This window comes from Sphingobium sp. AP50, assembly GCF_900109095.1.
Classification (GTDB): Bacteria; Pseudomonadota; Alphaproteobacteria; order Sphingomonadales; family Sphingomonadaceae; genus Sphingobium.
Map to the genome: position 1 here is coordinate 221603 of NZ_FNYZ01000006.1, position 26257 is coordinate 247859.

Genomic DNA, 26257 nt, shown 5'->3' on the forward strand with positions numbered 1-26257 from the left:
AAAACAGAATTGCCGATCTACACATCACTTCCGCCCAAACAGCTTCTCGATATCGCCATGCCCCAGCTTCACCCAGGTCGGCCGCCCGTGATTGCACTGGCCTGAGCGCGGCGTGACTTCCATCTCTCGCAGCAGCGCGTTCATTTCCGCGACGCTCAGCACGCGGCCGGCGCGGACCGATCCGTGGCAGGCCATGGTTGCGGCGACGAGGTCCAGCCGCTCCTTGAGCGACAGCGCACTGTCATAGGCGGCGAGATCGTCGGCCAGATCCGTGACCAGTCCCTGCACATCCGACTGCCCCAGCATGGCTGGGACCGCGCGCACTAGCATCGCGGACGGACCAAAGCGCTCCAGATCGAGACCGAAATCTTTAAGTTCGGCGATCCGTGCCTCCAGCCGGTCGCAGGCCGGCTCATCCAGTTCCACCACTTCGGGCAGCAGCAGCGCCTGAGACGCCACGCCCTGACCCTCCATCGCCCGGCGCATCCGTTCCAGCGTCAGCCGCTCATGCGCGGCATGCTGGTCGACGATGACAAGGCCATCCTCCGCCTCCGCGACGATATAGGTGCGCGCCACCTGCCCACGGGCGACACCCAGCGGGAAGCTGTGCGCTTCCGGCGCGGGCGCAGCGGCCGGTTCGGCGCGGGCCTGCGGCGGCGGGGTCAGGAAGGAGGCGCGACGATCCGCAAAGCCGGAGGGCGCGAACTGGCTGTAACTGGCGGGCACGCTCCCCGACAAGCCGGCCGCCGCCTCGAAGATCGGCATGGAACCGATCGGCGTCGGCGACAGCGGCTCCGGTTTCCAGGCGGCGAGGCCCGCCGCATCCGCCTGCTGCACCGACCGGAAGCCTTCGGCATCCAGCGCGCGGCGCAGGCCGGACACGATCATGCCCCGGATCAGCGCCGGATCACGGAAGCGCACTTCGGTCTTGGCGGGATGGACATTCACATCCACCTCATGCGCCGGTACGTCCAAAAACAGCGCCACCACAGGATGCCGGTCCCGCGCCAGCATATCGGCATAGGCGCCGCGCAACGCCCCGATCAGCAGCCGGTCCTTCACCGGGCGGCCATTGACGAACAGATATTGATGATCGCCCACGCCGCGATTGTAGGTCGGCAGGGAAGCCACGCCCGACAACTGCACCCCGTCCCGCTCCAGCGACACGATCACATGATTATCCGCCAGTTGCCGGTCGGTGAGCGAAGCGACCCGATCCTCCCGCGCTTCGCCGCCCTGCACGCCCAGCACCCGCCGGCCATCATGTTCCACCGAAAAAGCGACGGCCGGATGTGCCATTGCGAGACGTCGCACGACATCGAGGCAGGCGGCATATTCCGCCTTGGGCGAGCGCAGGAACTTACGCCGCGCGGGCACCTTGCCGAACAGTTGCTCCACGGTGACGCGGGTGCCCGGCGGCAGAGCAGCAGGCCCCTCCGCCACCAGCTGGCCATTGTCGACCGTGCGGTTCCATCCGTCGGCCCCGCGTGGACGGCTGTCGATGGAGAGGCGAGCGACACTGGCGATCGAAGGAAGCGCCTCCCCCCTAAAACCCAAAGTCGCCACATTTTCAATGGCATCGTCGGGCATCTTGGACGTGGCATGCCGCTCCAGCGCCAGCGCCATGTCCGCCGAATCCATGCCGCTGCCATCGTCGCTGACCTCGATCCGGTCGAGCCCCCCATTCGACAGGCGAACGGCGACGCGAGTCGCCCCCGCATCCAAAGCGTTTTCAACGATCTCTTTCAGCGCGCTGGCGGGTCTTTCGACCACTTCACCGGCAGCGATACGATTGACCAGATGTTCGGGCAGACGGCGTATTGACATTGATTAGGGACTAGCCCAAGCGAGCGCTTTCCGCGACCCGCGAAGCTGATTTTTTTGCACTGCACAGCGCAAAAACAGCTATTAGCGGTTGAGCGAACCAGCTTTCCGACCGTTCCCTGTCGCGTCGCGGGGACGGCTGGCGAAACAGGATAAGGCATGTCGATCTTCTCGCGTTTCTTCAAATTCTCGTCCCAGGACATGGCCATCGACCTGGGCACCGCCAATACGGTGGTTTATGTACGGGGCCGGGGCATCGTCCTCAACGAACCGTCGGTCGTCGCGATGGAGACGCTGAACGGTATCAAGCGGGTCAAGGCCGTCGGCGTGGACGCCAAGCTGATGATGGGCAAAACGCCTGATTCGGTGGAAGCCATCCGGCCACTGCGCGATGGCGTGATCGCCGACATCGATGTCGCGGAAGAAATGATCAAGCATTTCATCCGGAAGGTGCATGGCGGCAAGCATAGCCCCTGGCGCGCACCGGAAATCGTGATTTGCGTGCCCAGCGGCTCCACCAGTGTTGAGCGCCGCGCGATCCGCGACGCCGCCAGCAATGCCGGCGCGTCGCAGGTGTTCCTGATCGAAGAACCGATGGCTGCCGCGATCGGCGCCGACATGCCCGTGACTGAGCCGATCGGTTCGATGGTTGTCGACATCGGCGGCGGCACGACCGAAGTCGCGGTACTCTCGCTGCGGGGCCTGGCCTACACCACTTCCGTCCGCGTCGGCGGCGACAAGATGGACGAAGCGATCGTCAGCTTCGTGCGTCGTCATCATAATCTGCTGATCGGCGAAGCCACGGCAGAGCGGATCAAGAAGCAGTTCGGCGTCGCCCAGCCGCCCGAAGATGGCGTGGGCGAAACGATCCACATCAAGGGTCGCGACCTCGTCAACGGCGTGCCCAAGGAAATCTCGATCAATCAGGGTCAGATTGCCGACGCGCTGGCCGAACCGATCAGCACCATCGTTGAAGGCGTGCGGATCGCGCTGGAAAATACCGCGCCTGAACTGGCGGCCGACATTGTCGATCAGGGCATCGTGCTCACCGGCGGCGGCGCGCTGCTCAAGGGGCTGGATGACGAACTCCGCGACGAAACTGGCCTGCCGGTCACGATCGCTGAAGATCCGTTGACATGCGTTGCCATCGGCACCGGTCGGGCCATGGAGGATCCGATCTTCCGGGGTGTTCTGCAAAACGCCTGAACGAGGGGGACGGCTTAGATGGCGCGGCCACCCAGCCGACGCCCCGGTATCAACCGGAGGGCGCAATATAGTCTGTTCGCCAGCTATGTGGTGGCGCTCGTTGGCGCCGCCATTGGCTTGCTGCTTGTGGTGGTCGCCATCTTCGATCCTACCGGCTTTGCCGCGCTGCGTGTCGCTGCGGCAGAAGTGAGCCGTCCGGCATCGGTGACGATGAAGGGCATGGTAAGCGGCGTCAGTTCGATCGACGAAGTTCTGGCAGCCTATTGGCAAGCCGGGTCGCAAAATGTCGGACTGCGCCGTCAGGTAGAAGCGGATCGCAATCGCATCATCGAATCCAAGGCGATCGCCCAGGAAAATCTGCGCCTCAAGAAGCTGCTTAAGCTGGTGGATGAGGATAGCAGCGACCTGCTGACCGCTCGGCTGATCGCCTCCTCGGCCAGCAGCGCCCGTCGCTTCGCTCGGTTGAACGCCGGCGCATGGCAGGGTGTCCGCCCCGGCATGCCGGTGCGCGCGCCCGAAGGTCTGATCGGCCGCATCCACATCACCACACCCAACAGCGCCGACGTGCTGCTGCTGACCGACACCAGCAATATCGTGCCGGTACGCCGCGCCAGCGACAATATTCCCGCCATTTCCACCGGACTTGGCGACGGATCGGTGGAAATTCGGGCGCTTACGGCCGGGCGCAACCCCTTCAAGCCCGGCGACCTGCTGGTGACGTCCGGCATTGGCGGCGTCTATCAGCCCAATATACCTCTCGCAGTCGTTGTTCGTGCGGAGGGTGAAATCGCCTATGGCGTGCCGCTCGCCAACCCCGCGCGCGTGGATGCCGTCGTGGTCGAGCGCGTGTTCGAAGAAGCCGTGACACGTCCCGGCCCGGCCGCCCCTGCGGTCGCAGCGGGCGCTGAAGCGGAGACATCTGGCGGTAACGCTGCGGCGCCATGATCGACCCGCATCTTCACCATGTCCCTCGGCTGGGTCGTTATCCTTCGCGCTTCCGGCTGGCAGGAACACCGATCATCACCGTGATGATCGGTTCTTTTCTGACGGCTCTGCCGATCATTGCCCAGTCGGCGATATTGCCCCCTTTCGGATTGTTGATCCTGCTGTCCTGGCGGCTGTTGCGCCCTGAACTCTGGCGGACATGGATCGGCATACCGCTCGGCCTGTTCGATGATATGATGAGCGGCCAGCCAATCGGATCGGCCATATTCCTGTGGACGATCGCCCTGATCGGCATCGACTGGGTCGAACATCGCATGGTGTGGCGCAGTTACCGGCAGGACTGGCTTATCGCGGCCGTTGCGATTATCTTCTGTATTTCCGGTGGTTGGTTCTTCGCGCGCATCACCGGCGGAGGTTCCGTGAGCTTTTCCCTGGTCGCCCCCCAGATGGTCTGGACGATTTTGCTGTTTCCCTTCGTCGTCCGCCAGTGTGCGCGGATCGACCGCTGGCGCGTGATGGCATGAAGTTTCTGACGCCCAAGCGCAAGATCGTCACCGAAGCCGCCCAATCCTTCACCTTCTCGCGTCGCGCGATGGTTGTCGGCGGGTTGCAGGGCGCTGTCGGCGCGGTTCTGATCGGCCGCATGGCGTGGATCAGCGTCGTCCAGAACGAAAAATACAGCCTGTTGTCGGAAAGCAATCGCGTCAACATGACGCTGATCCCGCCGCGCCGGGGCTGGATACTCGATCGCAGCGGCAAGCCGCTTGCCAACAACCGCACAGATTTTCGCGTCGACCTGATCCCGCAGCGCATGGTCGATCCCGAAGCGACGATCACCCATCTCGCCCAGTTGCTGAAACTGCAGCCGGATGAGGTCGATCGTATTCGCGAAGATCTGGAAAAGTCCGCAGGTTTCCGCCCGGTGCAGGTCGCCGACAAGCTGACCTATGATCAATATGCCGCGATCAGCGTGCGCTTGCCCGACCTGCCCGGCGTTGCGCCGAGCCAGGGCTTTTCGCGCAACTATCCCGCCGGCGCGACCGTCGGCCATCTGCTCGGCTATGTCGGAGCGGCGACGGCAGAGGATTATAAGGCGCGCAAAGACCCGCTGCTCATCACGCCGGGCTTCAAGATCGGCAAGGATGGGCTGGAAAAGGCGTTCGACCGGCATCTGACCGGCAAACCCGGTGCCAAGCGCGTGGAAGTCACCGCGCGCGGCAAGATCATGCAGGAACTGACGACCCGGCAAGATACGCCCGGCCGGTCGATCCAACTCACGATCGATGCGGGTCTTCAAGAATATGCCGGGCGGCGACTGGCCACGCAAAGCGGATCGATCGTCGTCATCGATTGCCAGAATGGCGACGTACTGGCGCTGGCCTCCATGCCCAGCTTCGATCCGAACAGCTTTTCCGATGGCATCAGCCATCTGGAATATGAAATGCTGTCCAAGGACGATCATGTCCCGCTGCGCAACAAGACCTTGCAGGGGCTCTATCCGCCCGGCTCCACGGTCAAGCCGATGGTGGCGCTGGCGCTGCTGGAGGCAGGCGTAGGACCGCAGGAAACGGTAAACTGCCCCGGCGCGATCCGCGTCGGCAACACGCTGTTCCATTGCCACAAGAAGCGCGGCCACGGCCCGCTCAACATGCGCGGGGCGATCGCCCAAAGCTGCGACATCTATTTTTATCAGATGGCCCAGCGCATCGGCATGGATCGCATCGCCAGCATGGCGCATCGCGTCGGCATGGGCCAGAAATTCGACCTGCCCTTCCCCAGCCAAAGCTATGGCACAGTGCCAGACCCGGCGTGGAAGGAACGGAAATATAACCAGAAATGGCAGGTTTATGACACGGTGAATGCCACCATCGGTCAGGGCTATATGCTGATCAATCCGCTCCAAATGGCGGTGATGGCGGCACGCCTCGCGACCGGCAAGCAGTTGATGCCCAATTTCATCCATGGCGCCCCACGCAAGGAGCCAACACCGGTCGGATCGACCGAAGAGCATCTGGTCGTCATCCGCGACGCCATGAACGCGGTGGTCAATGGCGGCGGCACCGGCGGCGCGGCGCGCAGTTCCATTCCCGGCGTCATGATCGCGGGCAAGACCGGCACGGCGCAGGTCCGTCGCATCACCATGGCCGAACGCGCCGGCGGCGTGCGCGGCAATGCGGGCCTGCCCTTCAAATTACGCGACCATGCCCTGTTTCAGGGCTTCGCGCCGTTCGACAATCCCCGCTATGCCATCGCCTGCATCATCGAACATGGCGGTCACACGATCCGCAATGAAGACGCGCCGATGATCGCCAGCGATACCCTGTCCTATCTGTTCGATCCGGCCAAGGCGCTGGAGAAGCTGGAAACATTGGAAAAGGGCTGGGGTGGCACCCCGGCCGAGAGACAGGCACGCCAGATGGCGGCTTTCCGCCTGGCCAAGGCGATCGAAAAGGGCGAGGCTCCGCCACTGGCGGATAATGCTGCGGAAAACGCCACGGCCGCCAATAGCGCCGCGCCCGCCGCTACACCGGCACCCGCTCCGCCAGCGCCGTTGGCCGACGAAGAAGATGTTCCGCCGCCGCCCGGCGCCAATGGTGGAACCACACCATGAGCATCGTACCGAAGCCCATCACCGACTTCCCCTGGCGCATCTTGGCATTGCTGCTGGCGATCGCCCTGTTCGGCACGGTCGTTCTTTACAGCGCAGCGAGCGGCAACCTCTTCCCGTGGGCAGTCAATCAGGGCGTGCGCTTCTGCGTTTTCTCCGCCATGGCGCTGGTCCTCAGCCGCATTCCGGTAACGACCTTCGCCCGCTTCGCCTTTCCGGCCTATGGCGCAGTGCTCGCCGCGTTGGTGCTGGTGGAACTGATCGGCGGCGTCGCCGGTGGCAGCCAGCGCTGGATCAACCTCGGCTTCATGCAGCTTCAACCATCGGAGTTCATGAAGCCGATCATCGTTCTAACCATTGCGCGATTCTACGCCATGCTGCCGGTGGGTGAGATACGACGCTGGAATGCGATATGGCCGGCCTTGATCCTGATCGGCTTCCCATGGGCGCTTGTGCTCATCCAGCCTGACCTTGGCACCGCAACCATGATCCTGGCGGGCGGCATCACGGTCATGTTCCTGGCTGGCCTGCCGTTGCGCCTGTTCATCGGGTCCGGGCTGACGGTCGCGGCGCTCATCCCGATCGCCTTCAGCTTCCTGCATGATTATCAGAAGAACCGCGTTCTGATCTTCCTCGATCCGGAAAGCGACCCGCTGGGGGCCGGCTATCATATCAGCCAGTCGAAGATCGCGATCGGATCAGGCGGCATCTGGGGCAAGGGCTTCCTGCAGGGCACGCAGAGCCATCTCCAATATCTGCCCGAAGGCCACACCGACTTCGCCTTCGCCACCATGGCGGAGGAATGGGGCCTGATAGGCGGTACCTTGCTGATCCTGGCCTTCATGCTGCTGTTCCGCTGGGGCATTCGCGTGGCGATGCGGACCGAGGATAAATTCGCGCGGATGACCGCCGCAGGCCTCACCACGACCATCTTCTTCTATGTCGCCATCAACCTGATGATGGTGATGGGTCTGGCGCCGGTCGTGGGCATCCCCCTGCCCTTCATGTCCTATGGCGGTTCGTCGATGCTGACGGTGATGCTGTGCGTAGGCATCATCATGGCGATCGACCGTGCCGGCAAGCGCCGGTCAGGTTCGCGAAACTGGGCGTAAAATCTGATACTTGCGAAAAAAATCGCACTTTTGACGATTTCCTGTTTGCAAAGTTCCAAGTGGCTGCTAACAGCCCGCCCACACCAGAGCGGTTAGCCGCCCCGGTACGGACGCATAGCTCAGTTGGTAGAGCAGCTGACTCTTAATCAGCGGGTCCTAGGTTCGAGCCCTAGTGCGTCCACCATTACTTCATCAGGCCGGATGAAGCTTATTACCAAAGGCCAGGTGTGGACGCATAGCTCAGTTGGTAGAGCAGCTGACTCTTAATCAGCGGGTCCTAGGTTCGAGCCCTAGTGCGTCCACCAAAACTTTCCAAAACTTCCTTTGATACCGACTGGCCATTCTGCCGGAATGCCCATCGCAGCAAATGCGCGATGCCATAGGCGCCGCCGCGTATCAGCGGGCGGGTTGCGCGTGATCTCCCAAATCCATGTTGCGCCTTGGCCCAGTCCGGCAGGATATCCACCGCCGCCCGCATTACCGTCTTCTGCACCGGTCGCATGGCGATCGACTGGGCCGGCTGGGTCAGGATCATCCGGGCCACCGCCCTTGTCCGCTCATCCAGGACCAATTCCGATCGAAAGTCCTGCATCAGAGCCTCTGCCTGCGCGCGCGTTTCCGGCACCGGATCGGCGCCAAGCGCGCGAGCCACCTGCCCCGTCTGCGCGAAATAGCGATCCTGATCGACCCGCGTCATCCACGGATCGCCAAAGGCAATCCAGGCGTCGAGGAAACCCACCGCCTCGCACACATGCACCCAAGCGAGCAGCCTGGGATCGCTGGCAGCATAGGGCGTACCATCGGGCAACACGCCCCGAACATGCATATGCACCTGCGCGACCCGCGCGATCGCCGCTTGTGCGTCATCCCGATCCCCAAAGGTCGTCAGGGCGATGAAGCGCGCTGTCCGCCGCAGCCGCCCCAGCATATCGCCCCGAAAACTACTATGGTCCCATATGCCCGCCAGCGCGGCCGGATGCAGCATCTGAAGCAGCAGCGCCGAAACGCCACCGATCATCATCGTGGTCACATCGCCATGAACCCGCCAGATCACCGAACCACGCGGATATAGCGCATTATCCGACCGGACCACCGGCCTCTCCCCCCCGACCCGGTCGTTGAAGACATCCTGTACGCGCCGGACAAGCATATTTCGGGTAAGATCGGCAGGCGACAGGGAAGCTATATTTCTCATGGTCAGTGGCTCGCTTGCAGGATGGAATGGCGAATGGGCGGCGCTTCCTCTGCCCTACGATCCGCGCCGGTAATCGCTGCCAGAGCGCCATCGATATATGGGTGACGGAAGCGGAAGCCGCTCGCCAGGGCGGCTTCGGGCAGCACCTTCTGCCCGCTGAGCAGCAGTTCCTGCGCAAAGTCGCCAAGCAAAAGTCGCAACGGCCAGGCCGGGATCGGCACAATCGCCGGGCGATGCAGCGCTTTCCCCAGCGCGGCGGTGAAGGCCCGATTGGTGACAGGCTCCGGCGCGGTCCCGTTCACGGGGCCACGGATCGTCGGCGTGGCGATGCAATGGACGATCAGCCGGATCAAGTCATCGCGATGAATCCAGCTCATCCAGTGCTGCCCGTCACCAAAACGCCCGCCAACACCATATTCGAATGGCGCCAGCATCCGGGCCAGCATCCCGCCCGCCGCATCCAGCACCAGCCCGGTGCGCAGATAGACCGTCCTGACACCCAGCGCTTCCATGGGCCGCGCAGCACGCTCCCAGCCAAGGCACACCCGCCGGGAAAAGCAGGCCGTACCGCCATCCCCTTCCCGCAGTGCTTCATCGCCCCGCAGGCCATAAATGCCAACGGCCGATCCACTGATCATCACCGCAGGCCGATGCTCCAGCCGCTGGGTCAGCCGAACCAGTCCGTGGGTCATGGCAAGGCGCGACCGCAGGATGCGGATACGTTTGCCGCGGGTCCATGGCCGGTCGGAAATCGCTTCGCCCGCCAAATTCACGATGGCGTCGATCCGCTCCGCCGCTTCGATCTGGTCGAGCGTGGTGATGATCCGCACATGTCCGGCTTGCAGCAAGGGGATCGCTTTGCTCCGGTCGCGGGTCAGGACCAGAACATCATGCCCTGCCATCGCCAGCGCCTCCACCAGTCGGCTGCCGACGAAGCCGGTGCCGCCGGTCACCAGTACCACCTTGCGGCCATCCAAAACGCCTGCCAGCGGCGCGGCGGGCGCCGGAACGATATGCAGACAGCGCCGCGCCGCCGCCAGATCTCGCAGCCCGGACAGGATCACGCCCACAGCAGCAATGGCGCAAAACCAACTCATCATGCCATAATGAACCAGCGGCAGGCCCGTTGGCTCCTTTGCCCAACCAATCAGGATGGGCAGCAGCAGCGCAAGGATGACGCCATAATTCAACGTCAACAGCGTGTGCGCCACCCGCTCCGTCCATGGCAGATGCCGGGTGCGGTCCTCCTCCACGAAATCCCACAGCGTAATGATCAGTTCGCCGATCATCAGCAGGATCAGCGCCACGGCCCATCCGCCCCGTGGTATCGTCCATCCCAGCGCCGTGAACAGCAGCGCATAGGCGAGATTGCGCACGCCATGCAGCCGCAACTCTATCTGCTGCCCCGGTCGCCAGGCCAGCCTTTCCGTGCCTTCATGATGATAAAAGGTGTCGAACGCCCCCATCCCCATCTGCACCGCGACGATGATCCAAAGCAGGTCGGTCATGCCAATGGCTCCTTTTGTGCGGCGGGCTGGTCATGGAAATGACCGACCTGTCGAATGAGTTCGCCCAGCAACGGATGCCGCAGCGCCAATGTGAAGGCGAAGCACCCTTCGCCCTGATCTTCATGATCGATGCTGAGCGCGCCGGGGCCAATCCATGCCGGCAACCGCAGGCGCAACTTGCCCAGCGCCAGGAAATAATGATCGCTCAGAAAGCGGATGCCGCGCGGGCCAGCCTCCAGCTTCAGGGCGATGCCAAATCCAGCGCCCAGATATTCCTCCAGCCCCGTCGGACCAGCGAAGCGCTTGGCGCTGTGGATCACCTGCGGAAAGCCGCGTGCCTGTGCATAGACACGGGTCCATATCTGCCCGCCGCTGGCGCCATCCTCCGTCACGGTGACGATCGCCGCGACGCCCAGATCTCGCCCCAGCGGCAGCGGCGCGCCGATCAGCCGACAAGCCTGCGCCAGCACCCAGCCGAGCGGGCGCATGGTGCAAGTCGTAACCTGCCCGGCATAGCTGACCGACCGACCGGGCAGCAGACGCTTGGAAAAACGGGTCCGCACGGTGGCGGGCAACTGATCCCAGCCCTGCGCCCCCAGCAAAGCGCGAAAGCGCATATCGGGAAGATGCCCGTCCGGGCGATCGACGGGCAATTCACCCGTCCTTTCGCCCTTTATCGCCAAACATGCCATATACCCTTCCTCCAGTAATTTTTGATATTTCTGTATAAAGAGAAATTAAGGATCAAAAAATAAGCGGATCAGTCCGGCTCTGCCTTGCTGTTCCGGCCGCCGACGAACTTCAGCAGGCCCACGACCTTGGACCCCATACGGATCAGCGTCATGATCTGTGACGGGGGCACATCCAGCATCTGCCGATACCAACCCTCTACCGTATTCATGAAGTCGTGCATGCTGTGCAGGCGCTGACGCACCACCGGACTGATGCGCGGATCGTCCACCCCGGCCATAGCGACACGGATAGCAGCGACCATCGGATCGATCTCCCGCTCCTTACGTCCCTGCGCCACCTTGTTCGCCATCTGCCACAGGTCGGTTTCGGCGACATAATGATCGCGCCGGTCCCCCAGCATCGGCGCTTTCCACGCCAGCTTCCAGGCCAGCAATTCTTTCAAACTATTGGACACGTTAGAGCGCGCCATATCCAGTTTGTCGGCAATATCTTCCGCCGTCAGCGGCCGGTCGGACAGGAAGAGCAAAGCATGGATCTGCGCGACCGAGCGATTGACGCCCCACTGCCCGCCCATGTCTCCCCAGCGAAGGACGAATTCCTCCACGGCCTGGGGCAGCTTGCTCGACTCGTTAGATATTTCTGTCATGACAGAAATATCTAACGATAGCGTATCTGTGTCAAGCCTGATCCCGTCGGCAATTATGAGTTGCCCGCCAACTTTCATAAAGCCTAAATAGCGGCTCTTTCATCGCGTGAAGCTGATACTGACCGGCTTTGGTGAGGTCGCAGCATGCCCGGTATCGCGCAACCGGCCCGTCGCGCGATCCACGGCAAAGGTCGATAGCCGATCCGATTTCTCATTGGCGACCAGCAACCATCGCCCACTCGGATCGAGGCTGAAACTCCAGGGCGTGTCCCCGCCCGAACCGATCCGCTGAATAAGCGAAAGATGCCCGGTCAACGGATCGACCGCATAAACCAGCAGGCTGTTTTCACCACGATTGCCGGCATAGACGAAACGACCGTCGCGACTGACGAGGATCTCCGAAGCGCTGGACTGAGCGTTATCCGCCTTTTCATTGGTCGATTGCGATTGCAGCAAACTGAAGCGCCCGGCCGTCGCATCCCAGCCAAGCATCTGGATATCCGCCGTCAACTCGGTGACCAGATAAAGGAAGCGCCCATTGGGATGGAAGGCGAAATGCCGCGGACCGCTGCCGGGCGCCGCGACATAGTCCCGCGCCCGCCCAGCCGCGTCCGCATCCAGCGTGCGTTTCTTGCCGTCGAAGGGATAGACGAACAGCCGATCCGCCCCCAGATCGGCGACCACGACATAATGGCCCGACGGATCGACCTGCGCGCTATGCGCATGGGGCTTGGCCTGTCGCCGGTGCGGGCCTGATCCGCTGGCGGCGACAACCGACACCGCCTTGCCCAAATTCCCGTCGCGCAGGATGGGAATAGTGGCCACCGATCCACCGCCATAATTGGATGCGACCAGGGTCATCGATCGCGAATCGAGCGCCAGATGGGTCGTTCCGCCGCCGCCCGCGTCTGCCTCGCCGATCTTGGTCAGCGCGCCACTCTTCCGATCGATCCGGAAGGCATAGACGCTGCCATTTTTGGTACCGTCATTCCCGTCCTCATTGGCGACATAGAGGATGGGCAGGCGCGGATGCTTCACACTCCATGTCGGACACGGCACCGATGCGACCGGCCCGATCATCGTCAGGCTGCCCGTCTTGGTATCGAACCGCCCTGCCCGCACTTCCGTCCCGTGCATCCCGACATAGACCAGTTCGCTCGGCCCGGCCTGAACCGGCACCGCTGCCGTTGTCGCGACCAGAGCCATGACCATGCCGACGATACCGACCTTCATCCATTCTCTCCCTGCGCACGCTTCACGCATTGTCGTTAGCCATAAGGCCCGTCTGATAGCGATATTTCCCCCGTCCTATCATTGGGATGTGTGCGCCTGCGATTGAAAGCCGTATGGGACTTTGGGCGCCTACGGCGCATCCGCACCGGCCCACACCCCCACCCGACCGCCCATCAGGGTACCATGTCTGGGCGGTCGGGTGGGGGTGTGGGCCGGTGCGGCATCGAAAATGCGCTCTTTCGCGCATTTTCCAAACAAATTCTCAGCAACAATGCATAGCAACGCATATTGACGTCCCCCTGCTTCAAGCCCCATTCATGCGGTACGCCATAAAGGCACATCTCCGGCAAAGACCGGAAACAATGCTGTCGCATTACCAAGGGGAAATCATCAATGTCGCTTGTGCCTGTTGCCAGAACGCTCGTCCTGTTCGCTCTTTGCGCAGCCAGCGCACCCGCTTTGGCCCAGGCCGGGGATGCCGCCAAGGGCAAGACCGTATTCGCCCGTTGTGCGCTTTGCCACGATGTGAAGCCCGGCCCGAAGAAGATGGGGCCGAACCTTTCCGGTGTTTTCAGCCGCACTTCGGGTACGCTGGCCGGATTTGCTTATTCCCCGGCGATGCAGAAGGCGAAAATCCGCTGGGATGCCAAGAGCATCGACACCTTCATCACCAAGCCAAGCGCACTGGTCCCCGGTAACAAGATGGCCTTTGCCGGCGTGCCCAATCCAGCCGATCGCGCCAACCTGATCGCCTATCTGAAGGCCGAGGCCAAGTAAGGCAGATCAGATACCGCCCGCCGTCACGGCCCAGCCGCCGCGTTCCAGCGCGGCGCTGAGGTCGGCGACGCAGGCGCCCAGCACGACCGCTTCCGTGGCGCGAATCACGAAATTCGCGCCGGTCCGTCCTTCGCGGAAGAAGGGATAGCTGCCGATCTGGCAGCCTATATGCGCCTTTTCCGTTGCCGCCAGCAGATCGGCAATCTCGCTTTCGGCCACCCAGCAACCTATGGTGGACGACAGGACCGGCAGACCGCCTTCCAACGTGCCGGTCAAGCCATCCAGCATCCCGGCCGTGATCGACGGCACTCCCGCCATGATGAAGATATTGCCGTTCCGGATGCCCGGCGCACCGGACATGCGGTTTTCGATCAACTCGGCGCCTGCTGGCACGCGCGCCATGCGCAAGCGCGCCTCCGTCAGGCCGCCACGCGTTTCATAATAGGCCGACAGGATAGCCCGCGCGCCCTCATGAATTTCCACGCCGACGCCCAGCGCCGCCGCAATCGCATCGACGGTGATGTCGTCATGGGTCGGGCCGATGCCGCCAGTCGTGAACAGATAATCATTGCGCACCCGCAGCGTGTTGACGGCTTCGACAATGGCAGGCTCGTCATCGGGGACCACCCGCACCTCGCGCAGGCGAATGCCCTGCACGTTCAGCCAAGTCGCGATCTGCGCGACATTTCTGTCCTGGGTGCGGCCGGAGAGAATCTCGTCGCCGATCACGATCAGCGCTGCGGTCCAGATGCGGGTCGGATCGGCCATGGCAAAGCCCATAGCCTGCGCCGTGCCCTATGCCTAGCCGCCCTCTCGCATTATCCGTCCTCTGCGCCTATAATCAGCGTCATGACCGAATATATGACGATGACGGCCGATGCGCCGGTTTCACGCTCCGCCGCGATCAAGCTCTATGACGAAGCGGGCTTTGCCGGCATGCGCAAGGCCGGACGGCTGGCGGCCGAGATACTGGATGCGCTGGTGCCGCATGTGGTGCCCGGCGTCACCACCGGCGAACTGGACGATATCGTTCGTCGCATGACGCTGGACGGCGGCGGCGTGCCGGCGACATTGGGCTATCGCGGCTATACCCATAGTTGCTGCACATCGATCAACAATGTGATCTGCCACGGCATTCCGGGCGATTACCGGCTGAAGGACGGCGATATCGTCAATATCGACGTCACCCCGCTGGTCGATGGCTGGCATGGCGACACCAGTCGCATGTATATTGCCGGCGAAGCGTCCATCAAGGCGCGCCGTCTGGTCGAAGTCACCTATGAATGCCTGATGCTGGGCATCGAACAGGCCAAGCCCGGCAACCATCTGGGCGATATCGGCCATGTCATTCAGAAACATGCCGAAAAGCATCGCTATGGTGTGGTCCGCGATTTTTGCGGCCATGGTCTGGGCCGGGTCTTCCACGACAGCCCGGAGGTCGTCCATATCGGCCGTCCCGGCACTGGCCCAGAATTGCGGCCCGGCATGTTCTTCACGATCGAACCGATGATCAACATCGGTAAGCCCGGCGTGAAGATGATGGACGACGGCTGGACCGCCGTGACCCGTGACAGGACCCTGTCCGCTCAGTTCGAACATAGCATCGGAATCACCGAAAGCGGCTGCGAGATTTTCACCAGCAGCCCCACCGGCCTCAACTGCCCGCCTTATAAGCTCTGATCATCGCAAGCCTGCCCAAAAAACAGGCATGACGTCATGATATTGCCCGGAATCCGGGCAATATGGACAAATATTGCTGCATCGCCGAAAGCATTCCTAGCGATTCGCCATTTGGCACGGTAATTGATTGCCAAGAGAGACGACGCCAGCCTTGGGGGGCATGTCGTTCGTCGCTCGAAGGAGAGAAAGGTGCGGGTCGCTCCCGCACTCTCGCGTGCGTCATGGGTTGGGATTACGAGTGATGAAAAAGATCGAAGCCATCATCAAGCCGTTCAAGCTGGACGAGGTCAAGGAAGCGCTGCACGAAGTGGGCGTTTCGGGCATCACCGTCACCGAAGCAAAAGGCTTCGGCCGCCAGAAGGGCCATACCGAACTGTATCGCGGCGCCGAATATGTCGTCGATTTCCTCCCCAAGGTGAAGCTGGAAGTCGTCGTCGACGATGCCCTGGCCGACCGGGTGGTGGAAGCGATCTGCTCGGCTGCCCAGACCGGTCGCATCGGCGACGGCAAGATCTTCATTTCCAATATCGAGGGTGCGGTCCGCATCCGTACCGGCGAACGCGACAGCGACGCCATCTGACCGGGTTTTCGCCGGCTGACAGGGGGCGGCGAAGAGTGACTTCAACAACCCCTTCGGGGGGGTATTTCAACAGAAGGGCAACTGCACATGGCCAACACGCCAAAAGACATCCTGAAGATGATCGAAGAAAAGGAGATCGAATGGGTCGATGTCCGCTTCACCGATCCCAAGGGCAAGTGGCAGCACCTGACCATGGTGTCGAGCGTCATTGGCGAAGATGAGCTGACGCAGGGCCTGATGTTCGACGGTTCGTCGATCGAAGGCTGGAAGGCGATCAACGAATCGGACATGATCCTGAAGCCCGACCTGGACGCCGTCTATGTCGATCCGTTCAGCGCCACGCCGATGCTGATCCTCTTCTGCGACATCGTGGAGCCCGACACCGGCGAACTCTATGCCCGCGACCCGCGCTCCTGCGCGAAGCGCGCTGAAGCCTTCGTCAAGTCGGCTGGTTTCGGCGACACCATCTATGTCGGCCCGGAAGCCGAATTCTTCATGTTCGACGATGTGCGTTTCGAAAACGACTATTCGCAGAGCTATTACAAGATCGACGACATCGAACTGCCGACCAACACCGGCAAGGAATATGAAGGCGGCAACCTGGGCCACCGCCCGCGCGCCAAGGGCGGCTATTTCCCCGTCGCGCCGGTCGATCCCTGCACCGACATCCGCGCCGAAATGGTCAGCACGATGCTCGAAATGGGCCTGCCCTGCGACAAGCATCACCATGAAGTCGCTGCTGCCCAGCACGAACTGGGCCTGACCTTCGGTACGCTGGTTCAGACCGCCGACCGCATGCAGATTTACAAGTATGTCGTGCAGATGGTCGCCCAGGCCTATGGCAAGACCGCGACCTTCATGCCCAAGCCGATCGCGCAGGATAATGGTTCGGGCATGCACACCCACATGTCGATCTGGGACGGTGGCAAGCCGCTGTTCGCGGGCGAAGGCTATGCCGGCCTGTCCGACATGTGCCTCTACTTCATCGGCGGTGTCGTCAAGCATGCCAAGGCCCTGAACGCCTTCACCAACCCGACCACCAACAGCTACAAGCGTCTGGTGCCGGGCTTCGAAGCCCCGGTTCTGCTGGCCTACTCGGCGCGCAACCGTTCGGCGTCCTGCCGTATTCCCTACGGCGCCGGCGCCAAGGCAAAGCGCGTGGAATTCCGCTTCCCCGACGCGATGGCCAACCCCTATCTGTGCTACGCCGCGCTGCTGATGGCCGGCCTCGATGGCATCGAGAACAAGATCCATCCGGGACCCGCGATGGACAAGAATCTCTACGATCTGCCGCCCGAAGAGCTTAGCCAGGTGCCGACCGTCTGCGGTTCGCTCCGCGAAGCGCTGAACAGCCTGGAAGCCGACTATGAGTTCCTGCTGAAGGGCGACGTCTTCACCAAGGATCAGATCGATGCCTATATCGAACTGAAGTGGCCTGAAGTCTATCGCTGGGAAATGGCGCCGTCGCCGGTCGAATTCGACATGTACTACAGCGCCTGATCTCTCATCAGGACTGAAATTCGGGGAAGGCCCGGTCGCACATCGCGACCGGGCCTTTTCCTTTGTACTATAGATGCCCACATGCGGGGCATGACCGCGCTCGATTCCCTCCGCCTATCCGTTCCGATCATTCAGGCACCGATGGCGGGCGTCTCTACGCCCGAAATGGCAGCGGCCGTCAGCAATGCCGGCGCATTGGGATCGATCGGGATCGGCGCCGTCGATGCGTCTGCGGCCCGTGCCATGATCGATGCCGTGCGCGCCCGAACCGGTCGCCCCTTCAACGTCAACCTCTTCACGCATCAGCCAGCGCAATCGAAACCCGATGTGGAGCAAGGCTGGATCGCCGCCCTCGCGCCGCTCTTCGCACAATATGGTGCGACCCCGCCGCCATCCCTGCGGGAAATCTATCGCAGTTTCACCGTGGACGATGCCATGCTGGCAATGCTGGTGGAGGCCAGTCCTGCCGTTGTCAGCTTCCATTTCGGCCTGCCTGACGCGCGCCGCATTGCGGCCCTCAAGGACGCCGGGTGCCTCCTTCTCGCCACCGCCACCAATCTGGACGAAGCACAGGCGATCAAGGCGGCGGGCATCGATGCGATAGTCGCACAGGGCTATGAAGCCGGTGGCCATCGCGGCGTTTTCGATCCGCAGGCACCGGACGCCCGCCTTGGCACCATCGCCCTGACGCGCCTGCTGGTCGAACATTGCGACCTCCCCGTCATCGCAGCGGGCGGTATTATGGATGGGCACGGCGTCCGGGCCGCACTCAATCTTGGCGCGATCGCCGCGCAACTCGGCACCGCCTTCATCGGTTGCCCGGAAAGCAGCGCCGATGCCGCCTATCGCGCTGCCCTGTCCAGTCCCGCCGCCCACCATACGCTGATGACCAGCGCCATTTCTGGCCGCCCCGCCCGATGTCTGGCCAATCGCTTCACACATTGGACCGCGACCAGCGATGCGCAGATCCCGGACTATCCCATCGCCTATGACGCCGGAAAAGCCCTCAACCAAGCAGCCAGGGCCAGCGGCGAAGGCGGCTATGGCGCGCAATGGGCTGGTCAGGGCGCACCCCTCGCCCGCAGCCTTCCCGCCGCTGACCTGATAGCCGAACTGGTAAAGGAAATGCAGGCGGCATGACCCGCATAACCTATGGCGAGGCACTGGCCCGCAGCGGCATCATGGCGAAACTCGCCGCATTCGATCCGCATGTCGCCGGAACGCCGCCGCTGGGCATAGATGTGCCGACCAGCGACATCGACATTCTGTGCGAAGCCAATGACTTGCAGGCCTTTGCTGCATATCTGCGCGAAGTGATCGGCACTCTGCCCGATTTTTCGCTACATCACCGCGCCGACCTGCCCGCCGTCATCGGGCGCTTCTCCGCCGATGGCTGGCCCTTCGAGATTTTCGGCCAGTCCATGCCGGTGTCCCGGCAGCATGGCTGGCGCCATTTCCTGATCGAACGCCGCCTGCTCGCCCTTGGCGGGCCATCGCTGAGGGATGCCGTCCTCCGCAAAAGACAGGATGGATTGAAAACCGAACCCGCCTTCGCCGCACTGGTCGGCTTATTGGGCGATCCTTATGCCGCCCTTCTCGCCATGGAGGACGAAAGCGACGACGCTCTCGAAAAGCGCCTGTCAGCCTGCGGCTTCAGCGCCGTTCAGGAATAGAAGCCCCGAACAATAACACCGGCTCGCCCGGCGGCGACAGCGCAATCTCGCCCTTCGCCTCGATCACCAGTTGCCGCGTCATCCACGCCGCCGCCGTCCGCGAAGCCAGCCCCTCGATCGGCAGCGTCCCGGCCAGCGCCCCGCGCAAATCGGGATCGAGCACCACTTTCGGCCCTTCGGCCCGCACAACGATCTCCGTCACGCCCGGCCGCGTTTCCGCACCAATGTCAAGCTGCCCACCCCGCACCAGCGCATCGCCGGCAATCAGCGCCAGATTGAGCAAAATCTTGGCCGCCAGCTTGTCGAGCAACTGCTCCTCGACCATCCAGCCGATCTTGACCCGGCCGGTGCCGGCAAACATGCCCTCGATCGCGACCCGCGCTTCATGCGGCGGCACCGCATCGCCGAAGCCACCGGCCGAACCGAAGGCCAGACGAAAGAATTTCAGCTTGTTGGCCGACGTCCGCGCACTTTCGCCCAGCAGGTCCAGGCAACGCTCGCGCATATCCGGATCGGTTTCGTCCGCCATCAGTTCCAGGCCATTGTTCAGCGCACCCACAGGGCTGAGCAGGTCATGGCACAAGCGCGAGCAGAGCAGGCTGGCAAATTCGATACTGTCGGTCGGATTGGTCATGCGGATGAAGATCGCTGGATAAGAGGGCAGAAAAGGCGCGTTAATTGGCTAATGCGCTGCCCTGCCGCACGATGCAAGCCCGGCCTGCCGCCTTTCCATCACCGACTGTCGAGGGAAATTTCGGTAAAATCGACATTAACCACCACATCCGGCCCTGCGCGCCATAAAGTAGCCTCCCCACCCCCAACGATCAGCCAAAAACTCCCATCCGGTGCGGCACAGGCGCGGTCGGTTTCCGATGGCGCGGCGACACCAGACGGGTGCGAATGATAATGACCCATCACCGCCGGGCCACCCGCGCGCGCCGCGCGATGCGCCGCGATCAGCACCGCCGGCTCCAGTTCGAAATGCCTTGCGGGATCGGGGGCCACATTGGCGGCAGGCAAAATCGCCTCGATCGCATCGTCCCGCCCCAGCAACAGGCCGCAAATCTCGTCCCGGCTCGCCGCTGCCAGGGCCATGATTTGTTCCAACAATGATCTTGATATTGCGACCGTCATTCCTACATCCCTACGCAATGCAATCGGGGGTTTCCATCATTGAAACGGCGATCGGTGAGGCGCAGCACGGGCTGCGGCTAGATCGCGCACTGGCAGATCTTCTGCCCGACCTGTCGCGCGAGCGGCTGAAGACGCTGATCGGCGAAGGTCAGGTACAAAGCCCGCAGGCGAACAAGATCAATGCGTCAATGAAGGTTTCGGCCGGTCAGCTTTACAGCATCACACTGCCCCCGCCCGTCCCGCTCGATACGGTGGCGCAGGACATCCCGCTCGTCATCGTGCATGAGGATGACCACCTGATCGTGGTGGACAAGCCCGCCGGCCTCGTCGTCCATCCTGCCGCCGGCAATCTGGACGGCACCTTGGTTAACGCCTTGCTGCATCATTGTGCCGGTCGATTGTCCGGCATTGGCGGCGTGGCGCGTCCGGGCATCGTTCATCGCATCGACAAGGATACTTCCGGCCTGTTGGTCGTTGCAAAGACGGACAAGGCCCATGAAGGCCTCGCCCGCCAGTTCAAGGATCACAGCATCGACCGGCTCTATGCCGCCATCGTTTATGGCGTGCCGGTGCCGGGCAACGGAACGGTCGATACATGGATCGGCCGGTCCGACGCTGATCGAAAGAAGATGGCGGTTCATCGGGAAGGGCGCGGCAAACATGCCGTTACCCATTACCGCATGATAGACCGGCTGCGCGGCGCGGCGATGGTGGAATGTCGGCTGGAAACCGGCCGAACCCATCAGGTCCGCGTCCATATGGCGCATCTCGGGCACCCCTTGATCGGGGACCCGGTTTACGGTAGAGAAAGAAAAGGTTTCAAATCAATACTGGAAACGCTGGGTTTCAAAAGGCAGGCATTGCACGCCAAAACACTGGGGTTCATACATCCTGCAACGGACAAGCCCCTATTGTTTCAAAGTGTGTTGCCAGCCGACATGCAGGAACTGTTAAGCGAGCTTCACGTATAGGTTTAGACAAGTTTGCGACGGCGCCTGTGACGCCTCTTCTGGGTCCCGCCGCGCAATGAAAGGGAAAGGTGACGACATGGCCAAGAGCAATGTCCCCGCGGTTCCGGCGCTGGGCGGTGAAGCCAGCCTCAACCGCTATCTGTCGGAAATTCGCAAATTTCCGCTGCTTACGCCTGAGCAGGAATATATGCTGGCGAAGCGCTACGAGGAACATCAGGACCCCGAAGCCGCTGCCCAGCTTGTAACCTCGCATCTGCGCCTCGTGGCGAAGATCGCCATGGGCTATCGCGGCTACGGCCTGCCGGTCAGTGAACTGATCAGCGAAGGCAATATCGGCCTGATGCAGGGCGTGAAGAAGTTCGAGGCTGATCGTGGCTTCCGTCTGGCGACCTACGCCATGTGGTGGATCCGTGCCTCGATCCAGGAATTCATCCTGCGCAGCTGGTCGCTCGTCAAAATGGGCACCACCGCCTCGCAGAAGAAGCTCTTCTTCAACCTGCGCCGGATGAAGAACAGCATCAATGCGTTCGAGGATGGCGATCTGAAGCCGGCCGACGTGAACAAGATCGCGACCGATCTTGGCGTCTCGGAAGACGATGTCGTGTCCATGAATCGTCGCATGGCGATGGGCGGGGATACTTCGCTCAACGTCTCGATGCGCGAGGACGGCGACGGTCAATGGCAGGATTGGCTCCAGGATACGGACCCGCTTCAGGACGAGCGCGTCGGTGACGAGCAGGAGCGCGTGATGCGCCACGACATGCTGGTCGAGGCGATGGACGACCTCAATGACCGCGAAAAGCATATCCTGGCCGAACGCCGCCTGGCCGAAGAGCCCAAGACGCTGGAAGAACTGAGCCAGGTTTATGGCGTATCACGCGAGCGCGTCCGCCAGATCGAGGTCCGCGCTTTCGAAAAGCTGCAAAAGGCGATGATGCGCATTGCCGGCGGCAAGCTGGAGAAGATGGCGCGCCTGGCCGCCGCCTGATCATCGATCAGGAGCAAACAGAAAAAAGCCCCGGAGCGATCCGGGGCTTTTTTGTTGCCTGTTGATGAAAGGGCGTACCGGCCAATCAGGCCGGGACCGCCGCCAGCGCAGCCTTGACCGCGTCGATCGCAGCCTGTGCCTTGTCGCCGTCAGGGCCGCCGCCCTGCGCCATATCGGGACGGCCACCGCCGCCCTTGCCGCCCAGCGCTTCCACGCCGGCGCGGACCAGATCGACGGCGCTGAACGTGCCCGTCAGATCGTCGGTGACGCCCACGGCAATGGTGGCGCGACCATCGACCACGGCCAGCACGGCGGACACGCCGCTGCCCAAAGTCTTCTTGTTGCCGTCCACGATGCCGCGCAATTCCTTGGGGTCGAGGCCGTCGATGACCTGACCGAGGAAATCGATAGCGCCGATCTTTTCCGGCCCAGCCGCCTGTGCGGAGCCGCCGCCGCCAAGGGCCAGCGCCTTCTTGGCATCCGCCAGTTCGCGTTCCAGCTTGCGGCTCTGCTCGACCAGCGCGGCGATGCGCGCAGGCACGTCGTCGGGCGAGGTCTTGAGCGCGGCAGCGGTCTGGCGCAGCTTGTCGTCGCGGTCGATCAGCCACAGGCGCGCGGCTTCGCCGGTCAGTGCCTCGATCCGGCGGACGCCGCTAGACACGGCGCTTTCCGACACGATCTTGAACAGGGCGATATCGCCAGTCGCGCGGACATGGGTGCCGCCGCACAGTTCGACCGAATAGCTGTTGCCACCCGGCTCGCCCGGCACGCCCATGGAAAGGACGCGGACTTCATCGCCATATTTCTCACCGAACAGCGCCATGGCGCCGGCCGCGATGGCATCGTCCGGGGTCATGAGGCGGGTCGTGACCTCCTCATTATGACGGATCTGCGCGTTCACATCGGCTTCGATCTTCGCGATCTGGGCGTGGGTCAGCGCTTCGGGATGGCTGAAGTCGAAGCGCAGGCGCTCTGCTGCGACCATGCTGCCCTTCTGCGTAACATGCCCGCCCAGTTCCTTGCGGAGCGCGGCGTGCAGCAGATGGGTGGCGCTATGGTTGGCGCGGATACGATCGCGGCGCTCGACGTCCACGACCAGATTGACGGTATCGCCGACCTTGACGCTGCCCGCGTCGATCACGGCCTGATGAGCGTGCAGACGGCCGAGCGGCTTGGACGTATCCGCCACATCTGCGGACAGGCCGCCCAGCGAACCGATCGTGCCGGCATCGCCATTCTGGCCGCCGCTTTCGCCATAAAAGGGAGTCTGGTTGGTGATGATCGCCACGCTGTCACCGACGGTGGCGCTATCCACACGCACGCCGTCCTTGACGATGGCCAGCACTTCGCCTTCACCCTTGGTGGAGGCATAACCAACGAACTCGGTGCTGCCGAGCGTTTCGGCGATGTCGTACCAGATTTCGTCCGACGCCTTTTCGCCCGACCCCTTCCATGCGGCGCGAGCAGCAGCCTTCTGTTCCGCCATGGCGGCGTCGAAACCGGCGCGATCGACGCTCAGACCCTGCGTGCGCAGCGCATCCTCGGTCAGGTCATAGGGGAAGCCATAGGTGTCGTAGAGCTTGAACGCGGTTTCGCCCGGCAGGGTCGCGCCCTCGCCCAAATCGGCGGTCGCTTCGTCCAGCAAGCGCAGGCCGTTTTCCAGCGTCTTGCGGAAACGGGTTTCCTCGCGCAGCAGCGTTTCCTCGATCAGCGGCTGGGCGCGGACCAATTCGGGGAAGGCCCCGCCCATTTCCGACACGAGGCTCGATACCAGACGATACATCAGCGGGTCTTTCGCGCCGATGATATGCGCATGGCGCATGGCGCGGCGCATGATGCGGCGCAGCACATAGCCGCGGCCTTCATTCGCCGGCAGCACGCCGTCGGCGATCAGGAAGCTGGTCGAACGGAGATGATCGGCGATGACGCGGTGGCTCGCCTGAAATTCGCCATCGGTCGCCGTCTTCGTCAGCGCGGCGGAATCCGCGATCAGCGCTTTGAACGTGTCAGTGTCATAATTGTTATGGACGCCCTGCATCACCGCCGCGATGCGCTCCAGCCCCATGCCGGTGTCGATCGAGGGCCTGGGCAGTTCCGAAACGATCTCGTTGGCTTCCTGCTCATATTGCATGAAGACGAGGTTCCAGATCTCGACGAAGCGGTCGCCATCCTCCTCCGGCGATCCCGGAGGGCCGCCCCAGATATGGTCGCCATGGTCGTAGAAGATTTCCGAACAGGGACCGCACGGGCCGCTGTCGCCCATCGCCCAGAAATTATCCTTGGTCGGGATGCGGATGATCTTATGATCGGGAAGCCCGGCGATCTTCTTCCACAGGTCGAACGCCTCATCGTCCGTGTGGTAGACGGTCGCGGTCAGCTTTTCGGCAGGCAGGCCCCATTCCTTGGTCAGCAGGGTCCAGGCATGATGGATCGCTTGTTCCTTGAAATAGTCGCCGAAGCTGAAATTCCCCAGCATTTCGAAGAAAGTATGGTGGCGCGCGGTATAGCCGACATTGTCGAGGTCATTATGCTTGCCGCCGGCACGGACCGACTTCTGGCTCGACGTCGCGGTCTTGTAGGGGCGCGTTTCCAGACCCGTGAAGACATTCTTGAACGGCACCATGCCGGCGTTCACGAACATCAGCGTCGGATCGTTGTGCGGCACCAGCGGCGCGGACGGAACGATGGTGTGGCCGTTGGCCCCGAAATAGTCGAGGAAAGAGCGGCGAATGTCGTTGGTCGAGGTCATGGGGGCGATTTAGTGGGAAGCGGCCCGCCGCACAAGCGGGGGATTTGGTCGCCAAAGCGATCCTTAGTGCGCCAAGGGAATCGTTATCGAAAGATAAGCCGCTCGATGAGCGATGCCTCTTGGCCTGCATGCCACAAATATGCGAACTGCCCGAGACATCTCAGCGACTTCGGCACCAAACAAATAGCTACATATAAAATGGGAACAGAAATGACACCTTTGAAAGGCTTGATAGCTTCCGCAGCATTTCTCACGGCTAGCACCGCTCTGGCACAACAGCAAAGCGGCGAAAATTGGCGCAAGGCAGCTTGGGCGATGAAGGTTCTCCCAACCAACGCCCTCACGACAGAAGATGTAGACTTCGGCAAGGGCGTATTTCTACAACCCGTGCTGGCGGCGGAAGCTGTTCACCTAAACACGACATCAGCGGCCGAATTGTTCATAATGCCGATGGCAAAAAAACTGTGCCAGTCAGTTTTTCAGCAAGCACGCCCTATTTCAGGGTACTAACTTCCGAAACCCATAGAAAAATCTATTGCAGCCCTGACAGTGAATACAGCGCATCATCAGGCATGTTCAAAATACAGGCACGCATTTGCGTATCTGATGACAATAACGATGGCATTCTTGATCACGGGATGAATGCCACCATAACCAGGCCGGTAAATGATCAAGCACCGTTGCCGGTTTATCTGCTGGGCCTAGACAACCCCTCTTACCAGCCAATCACCATTCACGAGGACAGTAGAAATAAAATTTCTATTCCATATACCGTCGAAAAATCCGACACTCAGCAATTTTATATTGGCCCGGCCATTATGCGCGACGGGAACAGATTTTCCGTTGGATTGATTTTAGCCGATCAAAAAGGATCGGGCACCATGACAACCGAGTTCGATCCGGAAGTCCATGGTACCATTAGCAATCAGCCCCTTACATCTTTAGCAAAGCGACCACAATTCAAGCACATGCGAGAAATAGATCTTTCAAAACTCCCGGCAACTATCGAAATCGAAGGTGCAAAGTTCGTTGTTCACAGCGTCACGGCATCTTCAGCCAAAGTTGAAATCATAAAGGAGTTTCCAACGGATAAATTCACCGCCGTTGCATATTCAGGACTACTCGCGAAATAGCTCCCTCTAAGAGCCTGTCTTGAATCTCATGCGTAACGAGCGATACGCCTGATGAGGATGATTGCAGCGGCGGCATAAAGCAGGGCATTTGCGGATTTGATG

At 61.9% G+C, this 26257-nt stretch carries 25 protein-coding genes and 2 tRNA genes; 17 read left to right on the plus strand and 10 right to left on the minus strand.

Annotated features, from left to right (window positions below):
* Window positions 1-24: 24 nt before the first annotated feature.
* On the minus strand, window positions 25-1827 hold the full coding sequence (gene mutL, locus BMY84_RS12925) for a DNA mismatch repair endonuclease MutL (protein ID WP_093084361.1): 1803 nt from the start codon (window positions 1825-1827) through the stop codon (window positions 25-27).
* 156 nt (window positions 1828-1983) lie between these two features.
* Here mutL and BMY84_RS12930 point away from each other — a divergent pair, with 156 nt between their 5' ends.
* The 7 genes from BMY84_RS12930 to BMY84_RS12960 all read left to right on the plus strand — a co-directional run bounded on the left by BMY84_RS12930 (window position 1984) and on the right by BMY84_RS12960 (window position 8000).
* Entirely contained in the window at window positions 1984-3030 is a 1047-nt protein-coding gene (locus BMY84_RS12930; RefSeq protein ID WP_093021880.1) for a rod shape-determining protein, read from the plus strand.
* An 18-nt stretch (window positions 3031-3048) separates the two neighbouring features.
* Window positions 3049-3975, plus strand: coding sequence for a rod shape-determining protein MreC (gene mreC / locus BMY84_RS12935; protein WP_093084362.1), 927 nt, complete (start codon window positions 3049-3051; stop codon window positions 3973-3975).
* Window positions 3972-4499: a rod shape-determining protein MreD gene (gene mreD, locus BMY84_RS12940; RefSeq protein ID WP_093021875.1), complete on the plus strand. Its 528-nt coding sequence runs from the start codon at window positions 3972-3974 to the stop codon at window positions 4497-4499. The genes mreC and mreD overlap by 4 nt, the downstream gene beginning before the upstream one ends.
* Window positions 4496-6586 (plus strand): penicillin-binding protein 2, encoded by a 2091-nt coding sequence (mrdA, locus tag BMY84_RS12945; protein WP_093084364.1) that lies wholly within the window; start codon window positions 4496-4498, stop codon window positions 6584-6586. Before mreD ends, mrdA begins: the two co-directional genes overlap by 4 nt.
* The gene (gene rodA, locus BMY84_RS12950) at window positions 6583-7695 is read left to right on the plus strand and encodes a rod shape-determining protein RodA (protein ID WP_093084365.1); all 1113 of its coding nucleotides are present in this window, start codon (window positions 6583-6585) and stop codon (window positions 7693-7695) included. Before mrdA ends, rodA begins: the two co-directional genes overlap by 4 nt.
* Window positions 7696-7803: 108 nt before the next feature.
* Window positions 7804-7879 (plus strand) — tRNA-Lys (locus tag BMY84_RS12955).
* A 45-nt stretch (window positions 7880-7924) separates the two neighbouring features.
* Window positions 7925-8000, plus strand: a tRNA-Lys gene (locus BMY84_RS12960).
* Here the strand turns inward: BMY84_RS12960 and BMY84_RS12965 are convergent.
* From BMY84_RS12965 to BMY84_RS12985, 5 genes are all read right to left on the minus strand, one after another.
* Complete coding sequence (locus tag BMY84_RS12965; protein ID WP_093084367.1) at window positions 7973-8890, minus strand: oxygenase MpaB family protein; 918 nt, start codon at window positions 8888-8890, stop codon at window positions 7973-7975. The two genes, BMY84_RS12960 and BMY84_RS12965, sit on opposite strands and share 28 nt — an antisense overlap.
* Window positions 8891-8892: 2 nt before the next feature.
* Window positions 8893-10398, minus strand: a complete 1506-nt coding sequence (locus tag BMY84_RS12970; RefSeq protein ID WP_093084368.1) for a TIGR01777 family oxidoreductase — start codon at window positions 10396-10398, stop codon at window positions 8893-8895.
* Window positions 10395-11051: a DUF4166 domain-containing protein gene (locus BMY84_RS12975; protein WP_256215228.1), complete on the minus strand. Its 657-nt coding sequence runs from the start codon at window positions 11049-11051 to the stop codon at window positions 10395-10397. Before BMY84_RS12975 ends, BMY84_RS12970 begins: the two co-directional genes overlap by 4 nt.
* A gap of 107 nt (window positions 11052-11158) precedes the next feature.
* Window positions 11159-11737, minus strand: coding sequence for a GbsR/MarR family transcriptional regulator (locus tag BMY84_RS12980; RefSeq protein WP_093084370.1), 579 nt, complete (start codon window positions 11735-11737; stop codon window positions 11159-11161).
* A gap of 99 nt (window positions 11738-11836) precedes the next feature.
* The gene (locus BMY84_RS12985) at window positions 11837-12970 is read right to left on the minus strand and encodes a lactonase family protein (protein ID WP_177204003.1); all 1134 of its coding nucleotides are present in this window, start codon (window positions 12968-12970) and stop codon (window positions 11837-11839) included.
* Between the two features lie 393 nt (window positions 12971-13363).
* On the opposite strand from BMY84_RS12985, the gene BMY84_RS12990 reads away from it, so the two are divergent.
* A complete protein-coding gene (locus BMY84_RS12990; RefSeq protein WP_093012272.1) occupies window positions 13364-13747 on the plus strand; it encodes a c-type cytochrome in 384 nt (127 codons plus the stop codon).
* A 6-nt stretch (window positions 13748-13753) separates the two neighbouring features.
* Here BMY84_RS12990 and BMY84_RS12995 read toward each other — a convergent pair whose 3' ends face one another.
* Window positions 13754-14515, minus strand: a complete 762-nt coding sequence (locus BMY84_RS12995) for a competence/damage-inducible protein A (RefSeq protein WP_093084416.1) — start codon at window positions 14513-14515, stop codon at window positions 13754-13756.
* A gap of 81 nt (window positions 14516-14596) precedes the next feature.
* On the opposite strand from BMY84_RS12995, the gene map reads away from it, so the two are divergent.
* From map to BMY84_RS13020, 5 genes are all read left to right on the plus strand, one after another.
* The gene (map, locus tag BMY84_RS13000; protein WP_093084372.1) at window positions 14597-15427 is read left to right on the plus strand and encodes a type I methionyl aminopeptidase; all 831 of its coding nucleotides are present in this window, start codon (window positions 14597-14599) and stop codon (window positions 15425-15427) included.
* A gap of 241 nt (window positions 15428-15668) precedes the next feature.
* On the plus strand, window positions 15669-16007 hold the full coding sequence (locus tag BMY84_RS13005) for a P-II family nitrogen regulator (RefSeq protein ID WP_093012278.1): 339 nt from the start codon (window positions 15669-15671) through the stop codon (window positions 16005-16007).
* 87 nt (window positions 16008-16094) lie between these two features.
* The gene (glnA, locus tag BMY84_RS13010; protein WP_093012281.1) at window positions 16095-17507 is read left to right on the plus strand and encodes a type I glutamate--ammonia ligase; all 1413 of its coding nucleotides are present in this window, start codon (window positions 16095-16097) and stop codon (window positions 17505-17507) included.
* A gap of 90 nt (window positions 17508-17597) precedes the next feature.
* Window positions 17598-18647 (plus strand): NAD(P)H-dependent flavin oxidoreductase, encoded by a 1050-nt coding sequence (locus tag BMY84_RS13015; protein ID WP_093084374.1) that lies wholly within the window; start codon window positions 17598-17600, stop codon window positions 18645-18647.
* A complete protein-coding gene (locus BMY84_RS13020; protein ID WP_093084375.1) occupies window positions 18644-19180 on the plus strand; it encodes a DUF4269 domain-containing protein in 537 nt (178 codons plus the stop codon). Before BMY84_RS13015 ends, BMY84_RS13020 begins: the two co-directional genes overlap by 4 nt.
* Here BMY84_RS13020 and BMY84_RS13025 read toward each other — a convergent pair.
* Window positions 19161-19814, minus strand: coding sequence for a histidine phosphotransferase family protein (locus tag BMY84_RS13025; protein WP_093084377.1), 654 nt, complete (start codon window positions 19812-19814; stop codon window positions 19161-19163). The two genes, BMY84_RS13020 and BMY84_RS13025, sit on opposite strands and share 20 nt — an antisense overlap.
* 98 nt (window positions 19815-19912) lie before the next feature.
* Complete coding sequence (locus tag BMY84_RS13030; protein ID WP_093084379.1) at window positions 19913-20314, minus strand: Mov34/MPN/PAD-1 family protein; 402 nt, start codon at window positions 20312-20314, stop codon at window positions 19913-19915.
* Window positions 20315-20331: 17 nt separating this feature from the next.
* On the opposite strand from BMY84_RS13030, the gene BMY84_RS13035 reads away from it, so the two are divergent.
* The gene (locus BMY84_RS13035) at window positions 20332-21285 is read left to right on the plus strand and encodes an RluA family pseudouridine synthase (protein WP_093084380.1); all 954 of its coding nucleotides are present in this window, start codon (window positions 20332-20334) and stop codon (window positions 21283-21285) included.
* 76 nt (window positions 21286-21361) lie between these two features.
* Entirely contained in the window at window positions 21362-22273 is a 912-nt protein-coding gene (rpoH, locus tag BMY84_RS13040) for an RNA polymerase sigma factor RpoH (protein ID WP_093012644.1), read from the plus strand.
* An 85-nt stretch (window positions 22274-22358) separates the two neighbouring features.
* Here rpoH and alaS read toward each other — a convergent pair whose 3' ends face one another.
* On the minus strand, window positions 22359-25022 hold the full coding sequence (gene alaS, locus BMY84_RS13045) for an alanine--tRNA ligase (protein ID WP_093084382.1): 2664 nt from the start codon (window positions 25020-25022) through the stop codon (window positions 22359-22361).
* 105 nt (window positions 25023-25127) lie between these two features.
* Between alaS and BMY84_RS13050 the strand changes: the two genes are divergently transcribed.
* Both BMY84_RS13050 and BMY84_RS13055 read left to right on the plus strand, forming a co-directional pair.
* On the plus strand, window positions 25128-25532 hold the full coding sequence (locus tag BMY84_RS13050; protein ID WP_143075038.1) for a hypothetical protein: 405 nt from the start codon (window positions 25128-25130) through the stop codon (window positions 25530-25532).
* A gap of 62 nt (window positions 25533-25594) precedes the next feature.
* Window positions 25595-26155: a hypothetical protein gene (locus BMY84_RS13055; RefSeq protein WP_093084385.1), complete on the plus strand. Its 561-nt coding sequence runs from the start codon at window positions 25595-25597 to the stop codon at window positions 26153-26155.
* The last annotated feature ends 102 nt before the right edge of the window (window positions 26156-26257 follow it).

Coding starts and splice junctions, on each gene's coding strand:
- BMY84_RS12980 (WP_093084370.1), bottom strand. CDS start 11,737: ATGACAGAAATATCTAACGAGTCGAGCAAGCTGCCCCAGGCCGTGGAG.
- BMY84_RS13020 (WP_093084375.1), top strand. CDS start 18,644: ATGACCCGCATAACCTATGGCGAGGCACTGGCCCGCAGCGGCATCATG.
- BMY84_RS12985 (WP_177204003.1), bottom strand. CDS start 12,970: ATGAAGGTCGGTATCGTCGGCATGGTCATGGCTCTGGTCGCGACAACG.
- BMY84_RS12990 (WP_093012272.1), top strand. CDS start 13,364: ATGTCGCTTGTGCCTGTTGCCAGAACGCTCGTCCTGTTCGCTCTTTGC.
- mreD (WP_093021875.1), top strand. CDS start 3,972: ATGATCGACCCGCATCTTCACCATGTCCCTCGGCTGGGTCGTTATCCT.
- BMY84_RS13050 (WP_143075038.1), top strand. CDS start 25,128: ATGAGCGATGCCTCTTGGCCTGCATGCCACAAATATGCGAACTGCCCG.
- map (WP_093084372.1), top strand. CDS start 14,597: ATGACCGAATATATGACGATGACGGCCGATGCGCCGGTTTCACGCTCC.
- BMY84_RS12965 (WP_093084367.1), bottom strand. CDS start 8,890: ATGAGAAATATAGCTTCCCTGTCGCCTGCCGATCTTACCCGAAATATG.
- BMY84_RS12995 (WP_093084416.1), bottom strand. CDS start 14,515: ATGGCCGATCCGACCCGCATCTGGACCGCAGCGCTGATCGTGATCGGC.
- BMY84_RS13030 (WP_093084379.1), bottom strand. CDS start 20,314: ATGACGGTCGCAATATCAAGATCATTGTTGGAACAAATCATGGCCCTG.
- rpoH (WP_093012644.1), top strand. CDS start 21,362: ATGGCCAAGAGCAATGTCCCCGCGGTTCCGGCGCTGGGCGGTGAAGCC.
- BMY84_RS13005 (WP_093012278.1), top strand. CDS start 15,669: ATGAAAAAGATCGAAGCCATCATCAAGCCGTTCAAGCTGGACGAGGTC.
- BMY84_RS12970 (WP_093084368.1), bottom strand. CDS start 10,398: ATGACCGACCTGCTTTGGATCATCGTCGCGGTGCAGATGGGGATGGGG.
- BMY84_RS13055 (WP_093084385.1), top strand. CDS start 25,595: ATGTTCAAAATACAGGCACGCATTTGCGTATCTGATGACAATAACGAT.
- BMY84_RS13015 (WP_093084374.1), top strand. CDS start 17,598: ATGACCGCGCTCGATTCCCTCCGCCTATCCGTTCCGATCATTCAGGCA.
- rodA (WP_093084365.1), top strand. CDS start 6,583: ATGAGCATCGTACCGAAGCCCATCACCGACTTCCCCTGGCGCATCTTG.
- BMY84_RS12930 (WP_093021880.1), top strand. CDS start 1,984: ATGTCGATCTTCTCGCGTTTCTTCAAATTCTCGTCCCAGGACATGGCC.
- mrdA (WP_093084364.1), top strand. CDS start 4,496: ATGAAGTTTCTGACGCCCAAGCGCAAGATCGTCACCGAAGCCGCCCAA.
- alaS (WP_093084382.1), bottom strand. CDS start 25,022: ATGACCTCGACCAACGACATTCGCCGCTCTTTCCTCGACTATTTCGGG.
- glnA (WP_093012281.1), top strand. CDS start 16,095: ATGGCCAACACGCCAAAAGACATCCTGAAGATGATCGAAGAAAAGGAG.
- BMY84_RS13035 (WP_093084380.1), top strand. CDS start 20,332: ATGCAATCGGGGGTTTCCATCATTGAAACGGCGATCGGTGAGGCGCAG.
- BMY84_RS13025 (WP_093084377.1), bottom strand. CDS start 19,814: ATGACCAATCCGACCGACAGTATCGAATTTGCCAGCCTGCTCTGCTCG.
- mreC (WP_093084362.1), top strand. CDS start 3,049: ATGGCGCGGCCACCCAGCCGACGCCCCGGTATCAACCGGAGGGCGCAA.
- mutL (WP_093084361.1), bottom strand. CDS start 1,827: ATGTCAATACGCCGTCTGCCCGAACATCTGGTCAATCGTATCGCTGCC.